Genomic DNA, 23,329 nt, shown 5'->3' with positions numbered 1-23,329 from the left:
CCCCGGCGGGGCGGTTCCCGGGCCGCGGACCGGTCAGCCGTGGAGCCGGGCCGCCTTGAGGGCCATGTGGAGGAGCAGGCGGTCCTCGCCCTCGTCCAGGTCGAGGCCGGTCAGCTGCTCCACGCGGGAGATGCGGTAATACAGGGTCTGGCGGTGGATGCCCAGGGCCGCCGCCGCGCGGCCCGCCTGGCCGGCACAGTCCAGGAACACCTCGGCGGTCCGGGCCAGTTCCGGGTTGGCCGGGCCGAGCAGGGCGCGGGCCACCGGGTCGTGCAGGGCTTCCCCGGCCACGGAGGCCAGCATCCGGTACGGCCCGATCGCGGACCACTGCGCGACCGGCCCGAGCCGGGGCTGCGCGGCGGCGGCCCGCGCGGCGGAGGCGGCCTGCCGCCAGGCCGCGGGGAGTCCCGAGAGCGCCCGCACGGGATCCGACACCCCGGCGGTCGTCCCGGCGGGAGCCCCGGCCGCCGTCCCGGCACCTGTTCCGGCCGCCGTCCAGCCGGAGCCCGCGCCGCCCACCGCGGAGCCCGCGCCGCCCGCCCCGGGCTTGGTCGTGCCCGCCACGGCGGCCGCGCCGCCCACCCCGGGCTTGGTCGTGCCGACCCCGGAGCCCGTGCCGACCCCGGATCCCGTGCCGCCCGCTCCGGAGCCCGGGCCGCCCACCCCGGGCCTGGCCGTGCCCGCCCCGGGGCCCGCCGTGCCCGCCCCGGCCGCGCGGGGCATCAGCCGGGAGATCGCCGTCAGGGCCGGAGCCAGCGGGTCCGTGCCGCGCAGCCGGATCAGGACCGCCAGCACCTGGCGCCCCGGGCCGGCCGGCCCGTCGGGGTCCCGCGCCGCGGGGTCGCTCTCCTCCTCGCCGGCTCCCCGCCAGGGGGCCACGCACACGGCCGCCGCCCCCGGGACCGAAGCCGGGGCCTCCCCGGGCCACGGGCTCACGCAGACCGCCGCGTGGGGTCCGTCGGCGCCGGGGCCGAGCGCCACGCGCAGCGCGGCCACCGCCATGTCCTGCTGCCAGCCGCGCCCGGCGGTGAGAACGGCGAGGAACTCGCGCGACAGGTCGGCCCCCGCCCGGGCCTCCTCCGCGAGCAGCAGCCCGATCCGCTGGGCCACCTCCATGGCCGCGGCCAGCGCCCCCGCGTCGGGGCCGGGCTCCTGGTCGAGGAGCCACACGTAGCCCTGGACGATCCCCCGGTAGCGCACCGGCAGGCAGATCCGGCCCCGGAAGACCCCGGCGTCCGGGGCCGCCGGGATCCGGACCGGTCCGGTGGCGCGGGCGATGCCGAAGCCTTCGAACCAGGAGCGGACGGCGGCCGTCGACTGGCGGGTCAGGATCGAGCGGGTCCGTACCGGATCCATCGCCAGATCGTCGTCGCTGTCGTGCGCGCCGAAGGCGATGAGGCGGAAGTCCCGGTTCTCCAGCGTCGCCGGAGCGCCGAGCAGCGCCGAGATCTCGTCCACCAGGTCCTGGTAATCGCCCTTCACGCGCACATTCTCCCACCCCCGGACCGGCTCTTCAGACAGATGTATGAGATCCCGGCCACGGATGCGTGACAGCTGTCGATGGCAGAGGATCGTGGAGATCCCTAGGTTTCACGGTGGTTTTACTTGCGTTTTCCTTATGGCCTTCGCCGTCCCGGCGTGGGCCGTATGTCTGCTTCTGCCAGCCACCCGTTGGAGGTCCCCCGTGCTGGGTCCCGCGATCCTCGCCGCCTCGCGCAGCGACAAGATGCGCCGAATCGTCTCTGCCGCCCCGGTGACCAAGCCCGTGGTGACCCGGTTCATCCCCGGTGAGACGGTCGACCAGGTCATCCCGATCGTCGAGGACCTCACGAGCAAGGGCCTGGAGGTGACCCTCGACGTCGTCGGCGAGGACATCACCACCGTGGAGCAGTCCCACGCCGCGCGCGACGCGTACCTCCAGCTGGTCGAGCAGCTCGCCCACCTGGGCCTCGGCGAGACCGTCGAGATGTCGGTGAAGCTGTCGATGTTCGGCCAGGCGCTGGAGGGCGGCCACGAGCTCGCCCTCGCCAACGTCCGCCCGGTCGTCGAGGCCGCCGCGGCCATCGGCACCACCGTGACCCTGGACGCCGAGGACCACACCACCCTCGACTCGATGTTCGCCATCCACGAGGAGCTGCGCCGCGAGTTCCCGCAGACCGGCTGCGTGATCCAGGCGTACCTCTTCCGCACCGAGGCCGATGCCCGGCGCCTGGCCGCCGCCGGCAGCCGCGTGCGCATCGTGAAGGGCGCCTACAAGGAGCCCGCCGAGGTCGCGTACCTGGACAAGGCCGAGATCGACAAGGCGTACGTCCGCATCATGAAGATCCTGATGGAGGGCGAGGGCTACCCGATGATCGGGTCCCACGACCCGCGCCTGATCGCCATCGGCCAGGAGCTCGCCCGGCAGGCGGGACGCAAGCTCGACGAGTACGAGTTCCAGATGCTGTACGGCATCCGCAGCGAGGAGCACCTGCGGCTGGCCGCCGAGGGCCACCGGATGCGCGTCTACACGGCGTACGGGACCGACTGGTACGGCTACTTCATGCGGCGCCTCGCGGAGAAGCCGGCCAACCTCCTCTTCTTCCTCCGCTCGATGATCACCAAGAACTAGCCCCTCCCGCTAGCTCAAGGCCCATCCCCCAGCTCAAGGAGTTCCAGCCCCATGGACGCCGTAACCCAGGTCCCCGTGCCGGTCAACGAGCCGGTCCACTCGTACGCCCCCGGCACCCCGGAGCGCGCGCGCCTCGAGACGCAGCTGAAGCAGCTGTCCGAGAACCCGATCGACCTCCCGATGACGATCAACGGCGTCAAGCGGATGGGCGGCGGCGAGCGCTTCGACGTCGTGCAGCCGCACGACCACAAGTCGGTCATCGGCACCTACGCCAACGCCACCCGGGACGACGCCCAGGAGGCCGTCGACGCCGCCCTCGCCGCCGCCCCGGCCTGGCGCTCGATGTCCTTCGACGACCGCGCCGCGATCATCCTGCGCGCCGCCGAGCTGCTGTCCGGCCCGTGGCGCGAGAAGCTGGCCGCGTCCACCATGCTGGGCCAGTCGAAGACCGCGCAGCAGGCCGAGATCGACACCCCGTGCGAGCTCGTCGACTTCTGGCGCTTCAACGTCCACTTCGCCCGCCAGATCCTGGCCGAGCAGCCGGTCGCGAACTCCGCCGGCGTGTGGAACCGCAGCGACCACCGCCCGCTCGAGGGCTTCGTCTACGCGATCACGCCGTTCAACTTCACGGCCATCGCCGGCAACCTGCCGACCGCCCCCGCGCTGATGGGCAACGTGGTCGTGTGGAAGCCGTCCCCGACGCAGACCCACTCCGCGGTCCTCCTCATGGAGCTCCTGGAGGAGGCCGGCCTGCCGAAGGGCGTCATCAACCTGGTGACGGGCGACGGCATCGCCGTCTCCGACGTGGCGCTGACCCACCCCGATCTCGCGGGCATCCACTTCACGGGTTCGACCAAGACCTTCCAGTACCTGTGGAAGACGGTCGGCACCAACATCGAGACGTACAAGTCCTACCCGCGCCTGGTCGGCGAGACCGGCGGCAAGGACTTCGTCGTCGCGCACCCGTCCGCGGACCGCGCGATCCTGAAGACCGCCCTGACCCGTGGCTCCTTCGAGTACCAGGGCCAGAAGTGTTCGGCGTCCTCGCGCGCCTACGTTCCGGCCTCGATCTGGAACGACGGCTTCAAGGAGGCCTTCGCGGCCGAGGTCGACGGCATCTCCATGGGTGACGTCCGCGATCTGACGAACTTCATCGGCGCCGTCATCGACGAGCGGTCCTTCGCGAAGAACAAGGCCGCGATCGACCGTGCCGCCGCGGACCCGACCTGCGAGATCGTCGCGGGCGGCACGTACGACGACTCGGAGGGCTACTTCGTCCGCCCGACCGTCATCGCGTGCACCGACCCGGAGAACGAGGTCTTCACGACCGAGTACTTCGGTCCGGTCCTGGCGATCCACGTGTACGAGGACGCCGAATTCGACGCGATGCTCGCGCAGATGGAGTCCGTCTCGGCCTACGCCCTGACCGGCTCGATCATCGCCGCCGACCGTTACGCGGCCGCCGACGCGATGGAGAAGCTCCGCTTCGCGGCGGGCAACTTCTACATCAACGACAAGTCGACCGGCGCCGTCGTCGGCCAGCAGCCCTTCGGCGGCGGCCGCGCCTCGGGCACCAACGACAAGGCCGGCGCCGCTTCGAACCTGATGCGCTGGACCTCGACCCGCTCCATCAAGGAGACCCTGGTCGCGCCGACCGAGTACGGCTACCCCCACATGGGCTGAACCGCGCCCCGCTGAACCCCGCCCCCGTTCCGGTACCCCCAAGTCCGGAGCGGGGGCGGTCCCGGTTCCCGGCCGTTTCCGGCTGTTCCCGGTCCTACGGGACCAGCACGACCTTGCCCAGGTTGCGGCGCTGCTCGATCACCGCGTGCGCCCGGGCCGCCTCGGCGAGGGGGATCTCCTCGTGCACGGCGGTGCGCAGGGTGCCCGCCCCGCGCAGTTCCCACAGCTCGCGCCGCCAGCGCTCGTACAGCTCGGGCCGGCCGGTGGCCACGGCCCGCATCTGGAAGCCGATCACCGAGGCGCCGCGCAGCAGCAGCTCGTACGCCTCCACCGTGCCGCCGCCGGAGCCGAAGGCCACCAGCCGGCCGCCGGTCGCCAGGGCCCGTACGGCGGGGCCGAGCAGGTCGCCGCCGACGCCGTCGAGGATCACGTCGTACGGCGCTCCCCACTCGGGGTCCCCGTACAGGACGACCTCGTCGGCGCCGAGGCCGCGTACGAACCCCGCCTTGTCGGCGCTGCTGACGGCGGCGACGACGCGGCCCGCCCCGCCGGCCCTGGCGAATTGGAGGGCGAGCGTTCCCACGGCGCTGGCGGCCGCGGTGACCAGCACCGACTCCCCGGGCCGGACGTGCGCGGCCTCGTAGGCGCCGCGCGCCACCAGCCCGCTGCGGACCAGTGCGACCGCCTCGACGGCGCTCGCGCCGTCCGGGACCGCGGAGGTCATCGTGGCGTTCAGGACCGCGAACTCGGCGTAGGCGTCGGCGAAGCACAGCCCCGTGACGCGGTCGCCGACGGCGAAGGCGGTGACCCCCTCGCCGGTGGCGGCGACGCGTCCGGCGACCTCGCCGCCGAACGGCGTGGGCCCGCTGCCCTCGCGGACCTTGCGGACGGTGGGCAGGGTCACCCCGACGGCCTCGGTCCGCACGAGCAGCTCACCGGGTCCCGGAGCGGGTACCGCGACGTCCTCGGCGAAGAGGACTTCGGGGCCGCCGTTGACCTCGTAGCGGATGCGGAGCAAGTGGACCTCCCGTTGTTGATCTTGCGCGAGGCCCCACGGTAACCGAGCCCCGACGGCTCGCTAGACCTCCACGATGACCTGGTCCAGGGACTTGCGGACCAGGTCCGGGACCTCGCAGTCGTCGGCGGGGTAGCCGACCGGGATGACCGCGAAGGCCTTCTCGTTCCCGGGGCGGTCGAGGACGTGGGAGAGGAAGCGCATCGGGCTCGGCGTGTGGATCAGGGCGGCCAGGCCGGACAGGTGGAGGGCGGACAGGAGCATGCCGACCGCGATGCCGACCGACTCGTCCACGTAGTAGTGCTTGTGCTTCGTACCGTCCTCGCCGAGCCAGTACCGCTGCTGGAAGACCACGATCAGCGCCGGGGCGTCGGTGAGGTGGGTCTTGACGGCGTCCGTGCCGATGGGGCGCAGGGCCGCGAGCCACTCGTCGCCGAGGCGGCCGTCGTAGGACAGCTGTTCCTCCTGCTCGGCGGCCGCACGGATCTGCCGCCGTACGGCAGGGTCCTTGACGAGGACGAAGGTCCACGGCTGCTGGTGCGCCCCCGAGGGCGCGGTCGCGGCGCACGCGATGGCGTCCCGCACCACCTGCTCGGGCACCGGGTCGGGGGAGAAGTGGCGTACGGTCCTGCGCTCGTCCATCCGCGAGCGCAACTCGGCGGCACGCGCGAGGGATTCCCGGGCCGGCATCCGCTCGGGCCGGTAGGGGGCGGGGCGGTACGGCTGGCCGTGGATCGGGGTCCACTGCTGGGTATCGGGAGACATGCGGCGAGTCTGCCGAGGCAGTGGTCCAGACCGCCAGACCCGCGTCGGCCGAATCCGGCCGGTGAGCGCCACCGCACGTCCGCATACCGGAGACGGCGCCGGACGGAGCCCGCTTGGTACGGTCCCGGCATGGCTGACTGGGACGCGGAGGCGGTACGGGGGACCTTGCTGCGGCACACCTCGCAGCTCGCGGACGGCGAGCTCCGCCGGGTGCGAGAGCTGCTCGACGGGGCCTTCGGCGGGGACTTCTCGGAGGAGGACTTCGAGCACGCGCTCGGCGGGATGCACGCGCTGGTCCACGAGGGCGGGGAGCTCGTCGCGCACGGGAGCGTCGTGCAGCGGCGGGTCGTGCACGCCGGGCGGGCACTGCGCACCGGGTACGTCGAGGCCGTGGCCGTGCGGGGCGACCGGCGGCGGTGCGGGCTCGGCGGGCGGGTGATGGACGCGCTGGAGGGAGTCGTCGCGCGGGCCTACGTGCTCGGGGCGCTCAGTGCCTCCGCCGCCGGGGCCGCGCTGTACGCCGGGCGCGGCTGGCAGGTGTGGGGCGGGGAGATCGGGGTGCTCGGACCCGGGGGGCCCGAGCGGCTCGCCGACGAGGAGGGGTCCACGTACGTGTGGGTCCCGCCGGGCGGTGGGGTGCTGCTCGACCCCACCGCCGGGCCGCTCCGCTTCGACTGGCGGGACGGTGACGTGCTCTAGGGCTCTAGGGCCCGTCGGCCACGGCTCCACGGCTCTAGGGCTCCGGAGCTCCTGTGCTCCTGTGCTCCTGTGCTCCGGCGCCGTGGCCGACGGGCCCTGGTGGCTAGGAGCCCGAGATGCTCGGCGCGCCCGACTCGATGTGGCCCGTGTAGCGGCGCGACCAGGTGCCGTCGGAGTCGGCGAGCACCGTGAAGTCGTACCAGCCGTTGCTGTAGGCCACCGCGTTGAAGTAGTCCTCGCGCGAGGAGTTCGCCGGGACGGTGTACGTCCACGGGCCGTCCGTGCGGTAGGCGTTCGGGCGGATGGTGAAGCTGACCGGCGAGGCGGAGGAGTTGGTCATCTTGAAGTAGACGGCCGTCTTGCCGGTGCCCGGCTCCACCGCGAAACGGGCCGCGACCTCGATCGACTTGCCGGCCTTCGAGGCGTCGCCGATGAAGCGGCGCAGGAAGCGGTTGGGCCCGTACATCGAGATGTCGTACTTGCCGGAGCCGCTGCCGGTGCCGATGTTGAAGTAGTCCGTCGAGGTGGCGCCGACGTCCACCGTGTACTGCCAGGCGGCCGTGTCCCGGTACTGGTGCGGGTGGATCGAGAAGTGCGCCGCCTGCTTCGCCTCCGCGCCCGCGTTCGTCATCGAGAACCAGGCCAGGATCTTGCCGGCCGCCCCGAACTCGAAGCGGTCCAGGTTCCCGTTGACCTGGTACGGAACGGCCCGCGCGGGCCGCGTACCGGCCTCCTGCACCGGCTGCGCGTTGTCCTGCGGCGCCGGGTTGGTCAGCGGGCCGCAGGTCGCCTGGCCGATGACCTTGGCGGTGGAGGGGAGACCCGCGGGGACCCCGTAGACCGGGTGCGCGAAGTCGAAGACGCCCGTCAGGTCGCCCGTGACCTTGCGGCGCCACGCGCTGATGTTCGGACAGGTGGCCGGGGTGCCCAGGGCGGCCGTCCACGTCTCCATGAAGCGCAGCACGGAGGTGTGGTCGAAGACCTCCGAGCTCACCCAGCCGCCGCGGGTCCACGGGGACATCACGATCATCGGGACGCGGAAGCCGAGCCCGATCGGGGTGCCGTCGATGTACTCGCCGGGGGTGCCGGGCGGGGCGATCGGCGGCGGGACGTGGTCGAAGAAGCCGTCGTTCTCGTCGTAGTTGAGGAAGAGGACGGTGGAGTCGAAGACCTCCGGGTTGGCCGAGAGCGCGCGGTAGACCAGGTCCACGAAGTGCGCGCCGTCGCCGGGCGGGGCGTACGGGTGCTCGGAGAAGGCCTCGTTCGCCACGACCCAGGAGACCTGCGGGAGGGTGCCGGCGACCACGTCCGCGCGGATGGCCGCGGCGATGTCGTCCGGGGTGGAGCCGGTGACCTTCGGCACGGAGCCCATGCCCCGGTCCCACAGGGGGTTGCCGGGGGCGGCGTCCGTGAACTTCTTGAAGTAGGCGAGCCCGTTGTCCCCGTAGTTGTCCTGGGCGTTCTGGTAGACCTTCCAGCTCATCCCGGCCCGCTGGAGGGCCTCCGCGTACGTCTCCCAGGTCAGGCCGGACTCGTCGCCGCCGTCCTTGCTGCCCGCGTCCACCTTGCCGCTCCACAGGAAGGTGCGGTTGGGGCCGGTCGCGCTCAGCGTCGAGCAGAAGTAGGCGTCGCAGATGGTGTAGTTGTCGGCGAGGCCGTAGTGGAAGGGGATGTCGCCGCGGTCGAGGTAGCCGAGGGTGCGGGTGTTGCCGACGCCGGTGACGAAGTTGTCCATGCGGCCCTTGTTCCAGGCCGCGTGCTGCGAGGTCCAGCTGTGCGGGAGGTCCCCGTTGCACTGGGCCAGGGTCTCGCCGTCCACGCCGCCGACCGCGGGGGTGGAGCTGAGCTTCCACGGGTACTGGCGGCCGCCCCAGTTGGGCTGGTTGAAGGTGCCCCAGCCGCCCGGGATGTTGCCGGCGGCGCGGTCGCTGAAACCGCGGACACCCTTCAGCCTGCCGAAGTAGTGGTCGAAGCTGCGGTTCTCCTGCATCAGGATCACCACGTGCTTCACGTCGGTGATCGTGCCGGACGCCGCGGCGGCGGCCGCCGAGGTCGGCGCGATCGCGGGCAGGGCGGCGCCTGCCATCAGCCCGGCGCCGATTCCCACGAATCCTCTGCGGCTGATCGGTGTCACTGGCTACTCGCCTCCAACTCAAGTGCCCCGCTGGCACATTGACGGCAAGAGTGGCGGTAGCCGCGCCAAAGGTCTACATCCGTGCGGTAAGAACTCGGTGAACATCCGGGTGGCTGGATTCAGTGGTCGACCCGTACGAGCATCTTGCCCAGATTGTCTCCTCGGAGCATGCCCCGGAAGGCATCCACCGTGTGATCGAATCCCTGGACAACGGTGGTGTCGGTACTTATCCGGCCACTTCGCAGGGACGGGACGAGGAGGTCCTCCAGCTCGTCCTGCAGATTGGTGTGATTGCGAACCAATACCCCTTCCAGGCGAAGCGACTTGTGTACGACCTCGAAGAGGTTGCGGGGCGCGGCGGGGGAGCGGTCGCCGTTGTACATCGAGATCCCGCCGACCCAGGCGATCCGCCCGTACTCGCGCAGCACGTCGATGGCGCCCTCCAGGTGGTCCCCGCCGACGTTGTCCACGTAGACGTCGATGCCGTCGGGGGCGGCTTCGGCGAGCTGTTCGCCGACCGGCCCGTCGTGGTAGTCGAAGGCCGCGTCGAAGCCGAGGACCCCGGTGAGGTGGCGCACCTTCGCCGCCGAACCGGCGCTGCCGATGATCCGGCGGGCGCCGAGCAGCCGGGCGATGTGGCCGGTGGCCGTGCCGACCCCGCCCGCCGCGGCCGAGACGAAGAGGTCCTCGCCCTCGCGCAGGGCCGCGGTCCGGGTCAGGGCGGCGTACGCGGTCAGGCCGGTGCCGCCGAGGATGGAGAGGTACGCCTCCAGCGGGACGCCCTCGTGGCCGCGGAGCTTGCGGGTGCCGTCGACGCCCAGGGTGACCAGCGCGTGGGTGCGCCAGCCCGCGCGGTGGAAGACCAGGTCGCCCTCCGCGAGGCCGGGGTCGCGGGAGGCGGTGACCCGGCCCACCGAGCGGCCCTCCAGCGGGGTGCCGAGCTCGAAGCCGCCCTCGCCGCCGTCCATCAGCCCGCGGTGGTACGGGTCCACGGAGAGCAGCAGGTTCTCCACCAGGGCGGTGCCGGGGCGCGGCCGCGGGACGGAGGTTTCGACGTAGGTGAAGTCGGAGGCGGCGGGGAAGCCGGTCGGGCGGGCGATCTGGTGGACGGCGTGAGCGGTGTTCTCGGTCATGGCGAGGACGCTAGGAGGGAATCGCCGGCCCGGGCAGGGGGTTGGGTTCATGGAACCCGCACATCCATGAATCGCGCTCATAGAACGAGGTGAGGGCCCCCGTGGCCGAGCTGCTCCCGCAGGAACTGCGGATCCTGGTCGCCGTCGCCGAGGCCGGCGGGTTCACCGCCGCGGCCGCCGTCCTCGGCCTCACCCAGTCCGCGGTCTCGCACGCGGTGCGCGGCAGCGAGGCCAAGCTCGGAGCGGTGCTCTTCGAGCGCGGCCGCACCGGCGCCTCGCCCACCCCGGCGGGGGAGCGGGCCGTCGGCCACGCCCGCCGGATCCTGCGGCTCCACGAGGTGATGGGCGCGGAGGCGCGCGGCGCGGGCCGGGCCGGCGACCCGGCGACGCTGGACGGCGTACTGCGGATCGCCGCGTTCCGCAGCGCGGCCCTGCATCTGCTGCCACCCGCCCTGGAGCGGCTCACCGCCCGTCACCCCGGCGTCCGCCCGGAGGTGCGGGTGGTGCGCGAGCTCGGCGCGGGCACGGCCGGGGAGGTCGCCGCGGGCCGCGCGGACCTCGGCATCGCGACCCTGGGCGGCGGCCAGGACCTGCCGCCCGGCCTGCTCGCCGGGGTGCTGCTGGAGGAGGCGTACGCCCTGGTGCACCCGGCCGGGCATCCGGACCCGAGGGCGCTGCCGCTGCTGGACTGGGACGAGAACTGCGGCTCCTACACCCGGGCCTGGTGGCAGGAGCAGGACTGGATCCCGCGGGCCACCGTCAAGGCGGAGGACGACGGGATGGTGCTGACCATGGTCGGCCGCGGGCTCGGCATGGCGATCCTGCCGGAGCTGTCGCTGCGGGAGGCGGACGGGGCCGTCGACATCACCGGTCTGGGTCTGGCGGGGCCGGTGAGACAGGTGGGATACGTCACCACACCGGAATCAGCTGCCACCCTGATGGTCAGGGCTCTGATCAGGGAACTTCGTTCCGCCACGGCATAAAACGGAACCCTGCGCAGGGCTCGTTCGAGGGCTTGTGCGTCTCAGATAGTAGGAAGTCCGAGTAATTGCGGAGACATACAGCGGGAGCTGGCCTACTTTGTAGAAGCCGAACGTCTCGCCGATCCGGCGAATGGCGGTCGAGAGCGCGCGCCCCATGGCAGGCAACCCTTGCCGCGCACCGCTCCCCGCCTCTTCCGGCGCCTTGAAGGAACCCCTCATCCGTGGCCCCGCCACGCCGTGATCTCAAGGAGTCGATCACCATGACGCACACCCCCACCAACTCCACCCGCCGGCCCCGCCGCTCCTCCGCCGCCGACGCGGACCGCAAGAACGCCGCCGCCGCCCTGCAGCGAGCCCTGGACCGCCGTGACAACGGCGGCTCGACCGGCCACTGAGCACGAGCCCGGCCCCGGACATATTGCGTCCACATGATGGACGCAATATGTCTGAGGGGTGGGACAGGGAGTACGGTTCCACCATGTCGACCAGCATCAATCTCGCAGTGATCCCCGGTGATGGCATCGGCCAGGAAGTCGTGGCTCAGGGCCTCAAGGTCCTTACCGCGGTCCTGCCCCAGGATGTGAAGCTGGAGACCAAGGAATACGACCTCGGCGCCCAGCGCTGGCACCGCACCGGTGAAACCCTCCCGGAAGCGGAGCTCGAAGCCCTCAAGCACCACGACGCGATCCTGCTGGGCGCCATCGGCGACCCCTCGGTCCCGTCGGGCGTCCTGGAGCGCGGTCTGCTGCTGAAGCTCCGCTTCGCCTTCGACCACTTCATCAACCTGCGCCCCTCGAAGCTCTTCCCCAACACGGCCACCCCGCTCGCCGGCCGTCCGGAGATCGACTTCGTCGTGGTCCGCGAGGGCACCGAAGGCCCGTACACCGGCAACGGCGGCAGCCTGCGCACCGGCACCCCGGCCGAGGTGGCCACCGAGGTCAGCGTCAACACGGCGTACGGCGTCGAGCGAGTGGTTCGTGACGCCTTCGAGCGGGCCAACGCCCGCCCGCGCAAGAAGCTGACCCTGGTCCACAAGAACAACGTCCTCGTCTACGCCGGCCACCTGTGGAAGAACACCTTCGACAAGGTCGGCCGGGAGTACCCCGAGGTCACCACCGACTACCTGCACGTCGACGCCGCGACGATCTTCTTCGTCACCCAGCCCGAGCGCTTCGACGTCATCGTCACGGACAACCTCTTCGGTGACATCCTCACCGACCTGGCCGCCGCCGTGACCGGCGGAATCGGCCTGGCCGCCTCCGGGAACATCAACCCGACCGGCGCCTTCCCGTCCATGTTCGAGCCCGTCCACGGCTCGGCCCCGGACATCGCCGGCACCGGCAAGGCGGACCCGACCGCGACGATCCTCTCGGTCGCCCTCCTGCTGCGCCACCTCGGCTACGAGGACCAGGCCGTCCGCATCGAGGACGCGGTCTCCGCCGACCTCGCCGAGCGCGACGGCACCTTCCGCTCCACCGACGCGATCGGCGACGCACTCGCCGCTCGAGTAGCCGGCTGACCCGGTAGCCCCCACTTCCAGGAAGCCGCCGGGTCGCGACCACCGCACCCGGCGGCTTTTCCTGTGCGGCCCCCGGGTGCCACCATCTCCCCTGGGCCGCATTTCACCCCGTTTCACCGAAGCCTCCTCCCGCGCGATAATCGAACGCGAGGCCGCGGAATACGGGGAAGCTCGGACGTCCTAGTACGCCGTGAGCGCGGTCCGCCATACACAACCGGTGAAGGACAAGCACTCATGACGACGACGCCCACGATCGAGCTGAAGCCCTCCTCGAACCCCCTGTCCGCCGCGGAGCGCGACGCGATCCTGGCGAGCCCCGGCTTCGGCCGCCACTTCACCGACCACATGGTGACGGTCAAGTGGACCGAGGGCCGCGGCTGGCACGACGCGGAGCTGGTCCCTTACGCGCCGCTGTCGATGGACCCGGCGAACATGACCCTGCACTACGCGCAGACGATCTTCGAGGGCCTCAAGGCCTACAAGCAGCCCGACGGCACCGTCGCCACCTTCCGCCCGCAGGCGAACGCCGAGCGCTTCCAGTCCTCCGCCCGCCGCATGGCGATGCCGGAGCTGCCGGCCGAGCTGTTCATCGCCGCCTGCGACGCCCTGATCAAGCAGGACCGCGCCTGGGTTCCTGACTCCGGCGAGGCCTCGCTCTACCTGCGGCCGTTCATGTTCGCCACCGAGGTCGGTCTCGGCGTCCGCCCGGCCAACGAGTTCCTCTTCATCGTCATCGCCTCCCCGGCCGGCGCCTACTTCCCCGGTGGCGTCAAGCCCGTCTCCGTGTGGCTCTCCGAGGAGTACGTCCGCGCGGCCAAGGGCGGCACCGGCGCCGCCAAGACCGGCGGCAACTACGCCGCCTCGCTCGTCGCGCAGGCCCAGGCCGCCGCGCACGGCTGCGACCAGGTGGTCTGGCTCGACGCGGTCGAGCACCGCTGGATCGAGGAGATGGGCGGGATGAACCTGTACTTCGTGTACGGCGACCGCATCGTCACCCCCGAGCTCACCGGCTCGCTCCTCCCCGGCATCACCCGCGACTCCCTCCTCACCATCGCCCGCGACCTCGGCTACACCGCCGAAGAGGGCCGGATCACCACCGAGGACTGGAAGCGCGACAACGAGAACGGCACCCTGACCGAGGTCTTCGCCTGCGGCACCGCCGCCGTGATCACCCCGGTCGGCTCGGTCAAGTCCGAGCGCGCCAACTGGACCCAGGGCGACGGCGAGCCCGGCGAGGTCACCATGAAGCTCCGCAAGGCCCTCCTGGAGCTCCAGACCGGCCACACCGCCGACACCCACGGCTGGATGCACCCGCTCGGCTAGAGCCCGCAGGCCGTTCGTACGAAGGCCCGCGCCCCCGGATCACGGGGGGCGCGGGCCTTCGTACGTACGGGGGGGCCTACGGGGCTACGCGGCCACCGGCTCCTCGGCGGCGGCAGCGCCGGCGGCGGGCGCCGTGGCCGGGGCGGTGCGGGCGGTCAGGGCCGTGTAGACCAGGCCGCCGGCCAGGCCGGAGAGGACGAAGGAGCAGTCCACTCCGCCGGTCAGGGCCAGCAGCGGGCCCTCGTAGAAGGGGGTGGTCACGGCGAGCAGGCCGACGCCCGCGCCGACGGCCCAGGAGAGGGTGGCGCGGAGGTTCCAGCCGCCGCGGTACCAGTAGACCCCGCCCCTGGAGCGGCGGTTGAACACCTGGAGCGCGTCGGCGTCGTAGTGGCCGCGGCAGCGGACGTAGCCGATCAGGGTGATCACGGCCCACGGGGTGCCGATCGCGGTCAGCAGCAGGACGAACGAGGTCATCGCGGACTGCACGTCCCACTCGAAGGAGCCGACGAACACGAAGGCGGTGGCCACGACCGCGGCGATCACGGTGGCGGTGGTGCGGGTGGCCTTGGGGACGATGGCGTCGAGGTCGAGGCCCATGGAATAGAGCATCAGCCCGGCGTTGCCGACCGAGCCGGCGGCCGCGGCGGCGAGCAGCGGGACCAGGTACCAGAACGGCGCGGCGTCGACCAGCGGTCCGGCGTACTCGGCTCCGGCCCGGGCGGCGAGCGCCGTGTAGGTGCCGAAGAGCTGCGGGATCAGCAGCCCGATGAGCAGGCCGAGCCCGGTGGAGCGGAGCACCTTGCGGGGGCTGTGCCGGTGGGGGGAGATGTAGCGGGTGTAGTCCCCGAGCAGGGTGATGAAGGCGACGGGGCCGCTGAGTCCGGCGGCGACGGCGGCGAGCAGCCAGGTCGGCCAGAAGGAGCCCAGCAGGTACGCGGTCTCCGGCGGGGCGGCGGTGGTGAAGTCGGGGGCGTAGGCGAGCACGCCGATCGCCAGCAGGACCACCATGCCGATGGAGAGCAGCTTGCTCATGCGCAGCAGCAGCCGGTAGCCGAAGACGGCCGCGACGACGGTACACGCGGCGAGCACGCCGTACATCACGGCCCGGGAGTGGCCCGTGTCGGGCAGCCCGGTGAGCCGGGACAGGGCGCCGACCATCACGTCGCCGCCTATCCACAGGGTCAGCGCGGTGTAGCCGAGGGAGAGCAGCAGGCCGACCACCGAGCCGACGAGCCGGCCGCGCACGCCGAACTGGGCGCCGCTGGAGGTGGAGAGGTTGGTGGCCGTGCGCAGGGACACGAGCGCGAGCGGCGCGGTGAAGGCGATGCCGACGACGGTGCCGGTCACGATGGCGGTGACCGACGGCCACAGCCCCAGTCCGAAGGACGGGGGCAGCCAGCCGAAGACGATCACACCGAGGCAGAGGTTGGAGCCGAGGAGGATCGAGATCAGGTCACGGGGACCGCTCGTCCGCTCCTCCTCCGGGATGGTGTCGACTCCGCGCTGTTCGATGGGCATGGGGGGACTCCCTTGGCAGGGCGGCGGGTGGCGATGCAATGTTTGAGCGACACTCAATGTGACCTAAGCCCAGGTCTCAGGTCAATGCTTCATTGCAGTGAAATGAAGAGTTAGAGTGATGCTCTAACCCATCGACTCAAAGGGTGGTGGATCGGCGTGCGGCTGACCCCTACGGAGCGCGACCGGCTGCTGCTCCGCAGCGCTGCGGAACTGGCCAGGGCCCGGCGGGCCCGCGGACTCAAGCTCAACGTCCCGGAGGCCACCGCGCTCATCGCGGACACGGTCTGCGAGGCCGCGCGCGACGGCAAGCGGCTGGCGGAGGCCATCGAGGAGGCCCGCTCCGTGCTGGGCCCCGACGACGTCCTGGCGGGCGTCAGTGACGTGGTCACCGAGGTCCACGTGGAGGCCGTCTTCGACGACGGATCCCGCCTCGCGGTGGTCTCCTCCCCGATCCGGGGGGCCGTGGGCCTGGGCGAGCACGCCCCGGGCGCGGTCGTGCCCGGACCCGGCGCCCCCCAGCCGGAGCCCACCGTCCACCTGCACGTGCGCAACACCGCCCCCGTGCCGGTCAGCGTCACCTCCCACTTCCACTTCTTCGAGGCCAACCCGCGCCTCGACTTCGACCGCGCCGCGGCCTACGGCATGCGGCTGTGCGTACCGGCGGGCTCGTCCGTACGGTTCGATCCGCACGGCGAGGGCGAGGTCGGCCTCGTCCCCATCGGCGGGGACCGCATCGCGATCGGCTTCGCGGGGCTCGTGGACGGACCGCTGGACGCCCCCGGCGCCAAGTCCCTCGCGCTGGAGCGGGCGGCGGCCTGCGGCTACCTGGGCGCCGCCCGGGACGGCGGGGCTCCGGCCTCCCCGGCGGCCCAGGCCTCGCCGGCCTCCCCGGCGGCCCAGGCCTCCCCGATCACCCCGGCGGGCGCGGCCTCCCCGATCACCCCGGCCTCCCCGATCACCCCCGCCGGCCCGGCCGCCCAGGCCGATGCCGACGACCGCCCGGAAGGGACGACCGCATGAGCCGGCAGACCCCCCACACCGACCACAGCGCGCACTGCGCCCCCGGCAGCCGGCACATCGACCCGCACGAGTACGCCTCCGTCTTCGGCCCCCGCGCCGGGGACCGGGTCCGCCTCGGGGACTCCGGCCTGACGGTCCGGGTGGAGTCCGATGCGCAGCGGCCCGGGGACGAGTTCCTGGCCGGGTTCGGCAAGACGGCCCGTGACGGACTGCACCTCAAGGCCGCGGCCGTCCGTGACACCTGCGACGTGGTGATCAGCAACGTGCTGGTCATCGATGCCGTCCTCGGCGTCCGCAAGGTCTCCATCGGCATCCGCGAGGGCCGCATCCACGCGATCGGCCGGGCCGGCAACCCCGACACCCTGGACGGGGTCGACGTGGTCGTCGGCACCGGCACCTCGATCGTCTCCGGCGAGGGCATGATCGCCACCGCGGGCGCCGTGGACACGCACGTGCACCTGCTCTCCCCGCGGATCATGGAGGCCTCGCTCGCCGCGGGCGTCACCACGATCATCGGCCAGGAGTTCGGCCCGGTCTGGGGTGTGGGCGTCAACTCCCCGTGGGCGCTGAAGCACGCCTTCAACGCCTTCGACGCCTGGCCCGTCAACATCGGCTTCCTGGCCCGCGGTTCCTCCTCGGACCCGGCCCCGCTGATCGAGGCGCTCGCCGAGGGAGGTGCCTCCGGCTTCAAGGTCCACGAGGACATGGGCGCCCACACCCGCGCCCTGGACACCGCCCTGCGCGTGGCCGAGGAGTACGACGTGCAGGTCGCCCTGCACAGCGACGGGTTGAACGAGTGCCTGTCGGTCGAGGACACCCTGCGGGTCCTGGACGGCCGGACCATCCACGCCTTCCACATCGAGGGCTGCGGCGGCGGCCACGTCCCCAACGTCCTGAAGATGGCCGGAGTGCCGAACGTCATCGGCTCCTCCACCAACCCCACCCTGCCCTTCGGCCGCGACGCGGTAGCCGAGCACTACGGCATGATCGTCTCCGTCCACGACCTCAAGGTCGACCTGCCCGGCGACGCCGCCATGGCCCGTGACCGGATCCGCGCGGGCACGATGGGCGCCGAGGACGTGCTGCACGACCTGGGCGCGATCGGCATCACCTCCTCCGACGCCCAGGGCATGGGCCGCGCGGGCGAGACCATCCGCCGCACCTTCGCCATGGCCGCCAAGATGAAGGGCGAGCTGGGCCCGCTGGACGGCGACGGCGAGGGCGACGACAACGCCCGCGTGCTGCGCTACATGGCCAAGCTGACCATCAACCCGGCCATCGCCCACGGCCTGGCCCACGAGATCGGCTCCATCGAGGTCGGCAAGCTCGCCGACATCGTGCTGTGGCGCCCGCAGTTCTTCGGCGCCAAACCGCAGCTGGTCCTGAAGTCGGGCTTCCCGGCCTACGGGGTCACCGGCGACCCCAACGCCGCCACCGACACCTGCGAGCCGCTGGTCCTCGGACCGCAGTTCGGCTCGTACGGGGCCACCGCGGCCGACATCTCCGTCGCCTTCGTCTCGGCCGCCGCGGCGGCACTGGGCAGCGACGAGATGCCGACGCGCAGGCGCCGGGTCGCCGTCCGCGGCACCCGGGGCATCGGGCCCGGGAACCTCCTGCTCAACTCCCGGGTGGGCGCGGTCGATGTGGACGCGCGCAGCGGCCTCGTCTCCCTCGACGGGGAACCGCTGCGCTCCGAAGCCGCCGACTCGGTCTCCCTCAACCGCCTGTACTTCCTGTAAGTCAGCACATCCTCTAAGGACCTCCTGCCATGACTGCGAAGCCCGTGAACGACGGATTCCGGATGCCTGCCGAGTGGACCCCCCACGAGCGCACCTGGATGGCCTGGCCCAGCCCGAACCCCACCTTCACCAACGAGCAGGAGCTCGCCGAGGCCCGCGAGGCCTGGGGCGCCGTGGCCCGCGCGGTGCGCACCTACGAGCCCGTGACCCTCGTCGTCTCGCCCGGTGACGCCGAGAGCGCCCGGGCGGTCGTGGGCGAGGACGTCGAGCTCGTCGAGCGCGCACTCGACGACGCCTGGATGCGCGACATCGGCCCGACCTTCGTCACCAACGACGCCGGCGAGCTGGCCGCCGTCGACTGGACCTTCAACGGCTGGGGCGCCCAGGAGTGGGCCCGCTGGGACCACGACTCGAAGATCGCCCGCGCCGTCTCGGACCTCGCCGGGACCCGTACGTACAGCACCCCGCTGGTCAACGAGGGCGGCGCCATCCACGTCGACGGCGAGGGCACCGTGCTCCTCACCGACACCGTGCAGCTGGGCAAGGGCCGCAACCCCGACTGGACCCGCGAGCAGGTCGAGGCCGAGATCCACGCCCACCTGGGCACCACGAAGGCGATCTGGCTCCCGTACGGCCTGGCCGGCGACTACGGGACCTACGGCACCCAGGGCCACGTGGACATCGTCGCGGCCTTCGCCCGCCCCGGCGTGGTCATGGTCCACAGCCAGCCCGACCCGGCCCACCCGGACCACGAGCGCGGCAAGACCATCGCCGCCATCCTGCGCGCGTCCACGGACGCGCGGGGCCGGCAGCTGGAGGTCGTGGAGATCCCGGCGCCGACCGTGCTGGAAGAGGACGGGGAGTGGGTCGACTACTCCTACATCAACCACTACCTGTGCAACGGCGGCGTGGTCCTGTGCGCCTTCGACGACCCGCGCGACGAGGAGGCCGCGGAGATCTTCCGGGGTCTCTTCCCCGAGCGGACCGTGACGCTCGTCGACGCACGTACGATTTTCGCCGGGGGTGGCGGTATCCACTGCATCACCCAGCAGCAGCCGAAGGTCTGACCTCCAGGACAGAGCTCGGACCCGAACGAGGAGTGGGCCATGGTGGCGGGTGAGGTACGTGCCGCGCGCAAGAACGCGCCGCCGCGCGAGGACGTACTGGTCGCCGCCATGGCCACCATCGCCGAACGCGGCCTCGACGGCCTCACCATGGCCGGCCTGGGCCGCCAGGTCGGCATGAGCAGCGGCCACCTCCTCTACTACTTCGGCACCAAGGACGAGCTCCTGCTGCAGACCCTGGAATGGAGCGAGGCGGCACTGGGCACCCGGCGCCGGGCCCTGCTGTCCCGCCGTGGCCCGGCGCGCGAGCGCCTGGGGGCGTACGTGGACCTGTACGTGCCCGAGGGCGCCCGGGACCCGCACTGGACGCTGTGGCTGGAGGTCTGGAACCGCTCGCAGAACGCCGGACCGGGGGAGCGGGACCGCCAGGGGGCCATCGAAGGCGCCTGGCACCGCGACCTGGTGGCCCTGCTCGCCGAAGGCATCTCGCGCGGAGAGTTCCGCGCCGTCGACCCGGACCGCTTCGCGGCCCGGCTGCGCGCCCTGCTCGACGGGTTCAGCATCCAGGTCGCCGTCGGCCTGCCCGGGATAGGACGGGGCGACATCCTGGCCCACGTCTCGGAATTCCTCGACGAGGCGCTCGTATCGTGAGACATGCGTCCACGTGTGCGGTCGCCTGTGGCACACTGCCAGCGTGCCTGCTCAGCTCATGATTATGGACAGCAGCGCGCCGGTCCCCAGTGGCCGCTGAGCCGCGGAAGAACTTCGCGGAGGCGGCCACCGTGCCCCAGACCCGCGCGCAGACCTCTCGCACCCGCGAGAGGTTTTTTCGTTTTCCGGCCCCATCCTGCCGGGAGCGGGCAGCGCGCGATGATGGGGGCAGTGGCGGCGGCCAGCCCTTGGGCGGGTATCCGGAATCCACTCATCCGACAGGAGCCAGATCAGCATGACGACGACAGAGGCGACCGATCCGACTGCGCCGGCTCCGGGCCCCGACGACGGCTTCCACGTTTTCGACACGACCCTGCGCGACGGCGCCCAGCGCGAGGGCATCAACCTCACGGTCGCGGACAAGCTGACGATCGCCCGGCACCTGGACGACTTCGGGGTGGGGTTCATCGAGGGCGGCTGGCCCGGCGCCAACCCCCGCGACACGGAGTTCTTCTCCCGGGCCCGCGGGGAGATCGACTTCAAGCACGCCCAGCTCGTCGCCTTCGGCGCGACCCGCAGGGCGGGCGGCTCGGCCGCCACCGACCCGCAGGTCCGCGCGCTGCTGGAATCCGGCGCCCCGGTGATCACGCTCGTCGCCAAGTCCCACGACCGGCACGTCGAGCTCGCGCTGCGCACCACCCTGGACGAGAACCTGGAGATGGTCCGCGACACCGTCGCCCACCTGGTCGCCCAGGGCCGCCGGGTCTTCGTCGACTGCGAGCACTTCTTCGACGGCTACCGCGCCAACGCCGAGTACGCGAAGTCCGTCGTCCGCACCGCCCACGAGGCCGGCGCCGACGTCGTCGTCCTCTGCGACACCAACGGCGGCATGCTGCCCGCGCAGATCACCGCGACCGTGGCGACCGTGCTCGCCGACACCGGTGCCCGGCTGGGCATCCACGCCCAGGACGACACCGGCTGCGCCGTCGCCAACACCCTGGCCGCCGTGGACGCGGGCGCCACCCACGTCCAGTGCACCGCGAACGGCTACGGCGAGCGGGTCGGCAACGCCAACCTCTTCCCGGTCGTCGCCGCGCTGGAGATCAAGTACGGCCGTACGGTCCTCCCGGCGGGTGCCCTCGCCGAGATGACCCGGATCTCGCACGCCATCGCGGAGGTCGTCAACCTCACCCCCTCCACGCACCAGCCCTACGTCGGCGTCTCCGCCTTCGCGCACAAGGCGGGTCTGCACGCCTCGGCCATCAAGGTCGACCCGGACCTCTACCAGCACATCGACCCCGAGCGGGTCGGCAACACCATGCGGATGCTGGTCTCCGACATGGCCGGCCGGGCCTCCATCGAGCTCAAGGGCAAGGAGCTAGGCGTCGACCTCGGCGGGGACCGCGCGCTGGTCTCGCGGGTGGTGGAGCGGGTCAAGGAGCGGGAGCTCCAGGGCTACACGTACGAGGCCGCCGACGCCTCCTTCGAGCTGCTGCTGCGGGCCGAGGCGGAGGGCCGGGCCCGCAAGTACTTCCGTACCGAGTCCTGGCGGGCCATCGTCGAGGACCGCCCCGACGGCACGCACGCCAACGAGGCCACGGTGAAGCTGTGGGCCAAGGGCGAGCGGATCGTCGCGACGGCGGAGGGCAACGGACCGGTCAACGCGCTGGACCGGGCGCTGCGGGTGGCGCTGGAGCGGTTCTACCCCCAGCTGGCGAAGTTCGAGCTGATCGACTACAAGGTCCGCATCCTGGAGGGCAAGCACGGTACGGAGTCCACGACCCGCGTGCTGGTCACCACGACGGACGGCACCCGCGAATGGAACACGGTCGGCGTCGCCCCGAACGTGATCGCGGCGTCCTGGCAGGCCCTGGAGGACGCCTTCACCTTCGGCCTGCTGCACGCGGGCGTGGAGCCGGCGGAGTAGTTCCGTGGCCGTGGCCGCGAGTGCCTCCGCGGCAGCACTCTGATTTCACGTACTCGCGGAAGCGCTCGTGGCTCATGGCGTCTGACCGGTGGAGGTTGATGGTCCTTATGTCCCGCTCACACAGGATTGGCCCCGTTCGGGTAGCGTCGTCAGCATGAGGACCAGGCTGACATCCGCACCATTTGGATCACTGCTGGCCGGTCTGCTGCTGGCCCTGTCCGCGACCGCACTCCTGGTCGCCCCGCAGGCATCGGCGGCCACCGGGACCACCACCGTGGCGGAGGCCCTCAAGAAGGGCCCGGTCTACGTCGATCCCCGCGCCGAGGCGCAGCTGCCGCCCGCGCAGGCGGAGGCACTCGCGAAGAAGATCAGGGACGCCGGGAAGCCGGTGTTCGTGGCCGTGCTGCCGGCCACCGCCGAGTTCCCCGCCGCGAGCGTGCTCAAGACGATCCGCACGGAGACCGGCATCACCGGGCTCTACGCGATCCGGCTCGGCGACGGCTTCAACGCCGGCGCCGACCGGGCGGTCATGCCGAGCAACGCGGTGCGCAACCTGGTCGACGCCGTGAAGGCGGGCGGCCCGGTCGACGCGAACGCCGAGCTCAACAGCTTCGTGGACCAGGCGCTCGCCCAGGCCAAGGGCAAGGCCCCGGCCTCCTGGGGCGGGGCGGCGGCCGACAGCGGCGCTCCGGTCGGGGCGCTGATCGGCCTCGGTGCGGTGGCCGTCGTCGGCGGTGGCGGTGCCTACGCGCTGGTCAAGCGCAACCGCAAGAAGAAGGAGGAGCTCCGCCGGGAGTCCATCGCCCGGCTGAGCGTGGTCGTCGACGAGGACATCACGGCCTTCGGCGAGGAGCTGGAGCGGCTCGACTTCCACCCGGGCGAGCCCGGCGCGGACGACGCGATGCGGACGGACTACGAGCAGGGCCTCGACTCGTACGAGAAGGCCAAGCAGATCATGGCCTCCGTACAGCACCCCGAGGAGGTCAAGGGGGTCACCCAGGCGCTGGAGGACGGCCGGTACGCCCTGGCGTGCCTGGACGCGCGCCGGCAGGGCCGGCCGCTGCCCGAGCGCCGCGCTCCCTGTTTCTTCGACCCGCGCCACGGGCCGAGCACCGAGGACGCGGCCTGGGCCCCGGCGGGCGGCGCCGCGCGTACCGTCCCGGTCTGCGCGGCGGACGCCGTACGGCTGCGCGACGGCCAGGACCCGGCGGTCCGTACGGTCGACACCGAGCACGGTCCGCGCCCCTACTACGACGCCGGCCCGGCGTACGGTCCCTGGGCCGGCGGCTACTTCGGCGGCGGCATGCTGCCCGGTCTGCTCATGGGCACGATGCTCGGTTCGATGATGTCCAGTCCGGCCTACGCCTCCGACTTCGGCGGCGGCAACGGATTCGACGGCGGCGGCTTCGGCGGGGGCGACGTCTCCGGAGCCGACTTCAACCCGTCCGACTTCGACGGCGGTGGCTTCGGTGGCGGGGACTTCGGCGGCGGAGGGGGCTTCGACGGAGGCGGCGGCTTCGGTGGGGGCGACTTCTGAGCCGCCCC

19 protein-coding genes are annotated in these 23,329 nt (G+C 72.1%); 13 read left to right on the top strand and 6 right to left on the bottom strand.

Annotated features, from left to right (window positions below):
* Nucleotides 1–33: 33 nt before the first annotated feature.
* Entirely contained in the window at nucleotides 34–1,482 is a 1,449-nt protein-coding gene (locus OG904_RS07220) for a PucR family transcriptional regulator (protein WP_405488511.1), read from the bottom strand.
* A gap of 202 nt (nucleotides 1,483–1,684) precedes the next feature.
* Here OG904_RS07220 and OG904_RS07215 point away from each other — a divergent pair, with 202 nt between their 5' ends.
* On the top strand, nucleotides 1,685–2,611 hold the full coding sequence (locus OG904_RS07215) for a proline dehydrogenase family protein (RefSeq protein ID WP_405488509.1): 927 nt from the start codon (nucleotides 1,685–1,687) through the stop codon (nucleotides 2,609–2,611).
* 51 nt (nucleotides 2,612–2,662) lie between these two features.
* Nucleotides 2,663–4,294: an L-glutamate gamma-semialdehyde dehydrogenase gene (pruA, locus tag OG904_RS07210; protein WP_405488507.1), complete on the top strand. Its 1,632-nt coding sequence runs from the start codon at nucleotides 2,663–2,665 to the stop codon at nucleotides 4,292–4,294.
* 94 nt (nucleotides 4,295–4,388) lie between these two features.
* Here pruA and OG904_RS07205 read toward each other — a convergent pair whose 3' ends face one another.
* Together OG904_RS07205 and OG904_RS07200 are read right to left on the bottom strand one after the other, a co-directional pair.
* The gene (locus OG904_RS07205; protein WP_405488505.1) at nucleotides 4,389–5,312 is read right to left on the bottom strand and encodes a zinc-binding alcohol dehydrogenase family protein; all 924 of its coding nucleotides are present in this window, start codon (nucleotides 5,310–5,312) and stop codon (nucleotides 4,389–4,391) included.
* A 60-nt stretch (nucleotides 5,313–5,372) separates the two neighbouring features.
* On the bottom strand, nucleotides 5,373–6,074 hold the full coding sequence (locus OG904_RS07200; RefSeq protein ID WP_405488503.1) for a nitroreductase family protein: 702 nt from the start codon (nucleotides 6,072–6,074) through the stop codon (nucleotides 5,373–5,375).
* A gap of 129 nt (nucleotides 6,075–6,203) precedes the next feature.
* On the opposite strand from OG904_RS07200, the gene OG904_RS07195 reads away from it, so the two are divergent.
* Complete coding sequence (locus OG904_RS07195; RefSeq protein WP_405488501.1) at nucleotides 6,204–6,773, top strand: GNAT family N-acetyltransferase; 570 nt, start codon at nucleotides 6,204–6,206, stop codon at nucleotides 6,771–6,773.
* A 103-nt stretch (nucleotides 6,774–6,876) separates the two neighbouring features.
* Here the strand turns inward: OG904_RS07195 and OG904_RS07190 are convergent, their stop codons facing one another.
* Entirely contained in the window at nucleotides 6,877–8,907 is a 2,031-nt protein-coding gene (locus OG904_RS07190; RefSeq protein ID WP_405488499.1) for a phosphocholine-specific phospholipase C, read from the bottom strand.
* 119 nt (nucleotides 8,908–9,026) lie between these two features.
* On the bottom strand, nucleotides 9,027–10,040 hold the full coding sequence (locus tag OG904_RS07185; RefSeq protein ID WP_405488497.1) for an NADP-dependent oxidoreductase: 1,014 nt from the start codon (nucleotides 10,038–10,040) through the stop codon (nucleotides 9,027–9,029).
* Nucleotides 10,041–10,141: 101 nt separating this feature from the next.
* Between OG904_RS07185 and OG904_RS07180 the strand changes: the two genes are divergently transcribed.
* The 4 genes from OG904_RS07180 to OG904_RS07165 all read left to right on the top strand — a co-directional run bounded on the left by OG904_RS07180 (nucleotide 10,142) and on the right by OG904_RS07165 (nucleotide 13,865).
* Nucleotides 10,142–11,023: a LysR family transcriptional regulator gene (locus OG904_RS07180; protein ID WP_405488495.1), complete on the top strand. Its 882-nt coding sequence runs from the start codon at nucleotides 10,142–10,144 to the stop codon at nucleotides 11,021–11,023.
* Between the two features lie 260 nt (nucleotides 11,024–11,283).
* Nucleotides 11,284–11,418 carry a hypothetical protein gene (locus OG904_RS07175; RefSeq protein WP_405488493.1) on the top strand — a complete coding sequence of 45 codons (135 nt, stop codon included), beginning with the start codon at nucleotides 11,284–11,286 and terminating at the stop codon, nucleotides 11,416–11,418.
* 83 nt (nucleotides 11,419–11,501) lie between these two features.
* On the top strand, nucleotides 11,502–12,542 hold the full coding sequence (locus OG904_RS07170) for a 3-isopropylmalate dehydrogenase (RefSeq protein WP_405488491.1): 1,041 nt from the start codon (nucleotides 11,502–11,504) through the stop codon (nucleotides 12,540–12,542).
* A 234-nt stretch (nucleotides 12,543–12,776) separates the two neighbouring features.
* Complete coding sequence (locus OG904_RS07165; RefSeq protein ID WP_405488489.1) at nucleotides 12,777–13,865, top strand: branched-chain amino acid aminotransferase; 1,089 nt, start codon at nucleotides 12,777–12,779, stop codon at nucleotides 13,863–13,865.
* 84 nt (nucleotides 13,866–13,949) lie between these two features.
* Here the strand turns inward: OG904_RS07165 and OG904_RS07160 are convergent, their stop codons facing one another.
* The gene (locus tag OG904_RS07160) at nucleotides 13,950–15,383 is read right to left on the bottom strand and encodes a cytosine permease (RefSeq protein ID WP_405488487.1); all 1,434 of its coding nucleotides are present in this window, start codon (nucleotides 15,381–15,383) and stop codon (nucleotides 13,950–13,952) included.
* 156 nt (nucleotides 15,384–15,539) lie between these two features.
* Here OG904_RS07160 and ureA point away from each other — a divergent pair, with 156 nt between their 5' ends.
* The 6 genes from ureA to OG904_RS07130 all read left to right on the top strand — a co-directional run bounded on the left by ureA (nucleotide 15,540) and on the right by OG904_RS07130 (nucleotide 23,321).
* Nucleotides 15,540–16,403 (top strand): urease subunit gamma, encoded by an 864-nt coding sequence (gene ureA / locus OG904_RS07155; protein ID WP_405488485.1) that lies wholly within the window; start codon nucleotides 15,540–15,542, stop codon nucleotides 16,401–16,403.
* Nucleotides 16,400–18,142, top strand: a complete 1,743-nt coding sequence (locus OG904_RS07150; RefSeq protein ID WP_405488483.1) for an urease subunit alpha — start codon at nucleotides 16,400–16,402, stop codon at nucleotides 18,140–18,142. Before ureA ends, OG904_RS07150 begins: the two co-directional genes overlap by 4 nt.
* Nucleotides 18,143–18,171: 29 nt before the next feature.
* A complete protein-coding gene (locus OG904_RS07145) occupies nucleotides 18,172–19,209 on the top strand; it encodes an agmatine/peptidylarginine deiminase (protein WP_405488481.1) in 1,038 nt (345 codons plus the stop codon).
* A gap of 39 nt (nucleotides 19,210–19,248) precedes the next feature.
* Nucleotides 19,249–19,857, top strand: coding sequence for a TetR/AcrR family transcriptional regulator (locus OG904_RS07140; protein WP_405488479.1), 609 nt, complete (start codon nucleotides 19,249–19,251; stop codon nucleotides 19,855–19,857).
* Between the two features lie 295 nt (nucleotides 19,858–20,152).
* Nucleotides 20,153–21,784 carry a citramalate synthase gene (gene cimA, locus OG904_RS07135; protein WP_405488477.1) on the top strand — a complete coding sequence of 544 codons (1,632 nt, stop codon included), beginning with the start codon at nucleotides 20,153–20,155 and terminating at the stop codon, nucleotides 21,782–21,784.
* Nucleotides 21,785–21,938: 154 nt separating this feature from the next.
* Nucleotides 21,939–23,321, top strand: coding sequence for a hypothetical protein (locus tag OG904_RS07130; RefSeq protein WP_405488475.1), 1,383 nt, complete (start codon nucleotides 21,939–21,941; stop codon nucleotides 23,319–23,321).
* Nucleotides 23,322–23,329 lie beyond the last annotated feature (8 nt).

The sequence above is a fragment of the Streptomyces sp. NBC_00096 genome (assembly GCF_045041305.1).
Classification (GTDB): Bacteria; Actinomycetota; Actinomycetes; order Streptomycetales; family Streptomycetaceae; genus Streptomyces.
Note: the sequence above shows the minus strand (reverse complement) of the source record. Positions and strands in the feature narration are given on the sequence as shown.

Bases quoted from the DNA above. Each gene is read 5' to 3' on its own strand.
- OG904_RS07200 (WP_405488503.1), bottom strand. From the start codon at position 6,074: ATGTCTCCCGATACCCAGCAGTGGACCCCGATCCACGGCCAGCCGTAC.
- OG904_RS07145 (WP_405488481.1), top strand. From the start codon at position 18,172: ATGACTGCGAAGCCCGTGAACGACGGATTCCGGATGCCTGCCGAGTGG.
- OG904_RS07160 (WP_405488487.1), bottom strand. From the start codon at position 15,383: ATGCCCATCGAACAGCGCGGAGTCGACACCATCCCGGAGGAGGAGCGG.
- OG904_RS07140 (WP_405488479.1), top strand. From the start codon at position 19,249: ATGGTGGCGGGTGAGGTACGTGCCGCGCGCAAGAACGCGCCGCCGCGC.
- OG904_RS07195 (WP_405488501.1), top strand. From the start codon at position 6,204: ATGGCTGACTGGGACGCGGAGGCGGTACGGGGGACCTTGCTGCGGCAC.
- pruA (WP_405488507.1), top strand. From the start codon at position 2,663: ATGGACGCCGTAACCCAGGTCCCCGTGCCGGTCAACGAGCCGGTCCAC.
- OG904_RS07130 (WP_405488475.1), top strand. From the start codon at position 21,939: ATGAGGACCAGGCTGACATCCGCACCATTTGGATCACTGCTGGCCGGT.
- OG904_RS07175 (WP_405488493.1), top strand. From the start codon at position 11,284: ATGACGCACACCCCCACCAACTCCACCCGCCGGCCCCGCCGCTCCTCC.
- OG904_RS07185 (WP_405488497.1), bottom strand. From the start codon at position 10,040: ATGACCGAGAACACCGCTCACGCCGTCCACCAGATCGCCCGCCCGACC.
- OG904_RS07150 (WP_405488483.1), top strand. From the start codon at position 16,400: ATGAGCCGGCAGACCCCCCACACCGACCACAGCGCGCACTGCGCCCCC.
- OG904_RS07170 (WP_405488491.1), top strand. From the start codon at position 11,502: ATGTCGACCAGCATCAATCTCGCAGTGATCCCCGGTGATGGCATCGGC.
- cimA (WP_405488477.1), top strand. From the start codon at position 20,153: ATGACGACGACAGAGGCGACCGATCCGACTGCGCCGGCTCCGGGCCCC.
- OG904_RS07165 (WP_405488489.1), top strand. From the start codon at position 12,777: ATGACGACGACGCCCACGATCGAGCTGAAGCCCTCCTCGAACCCCCTG.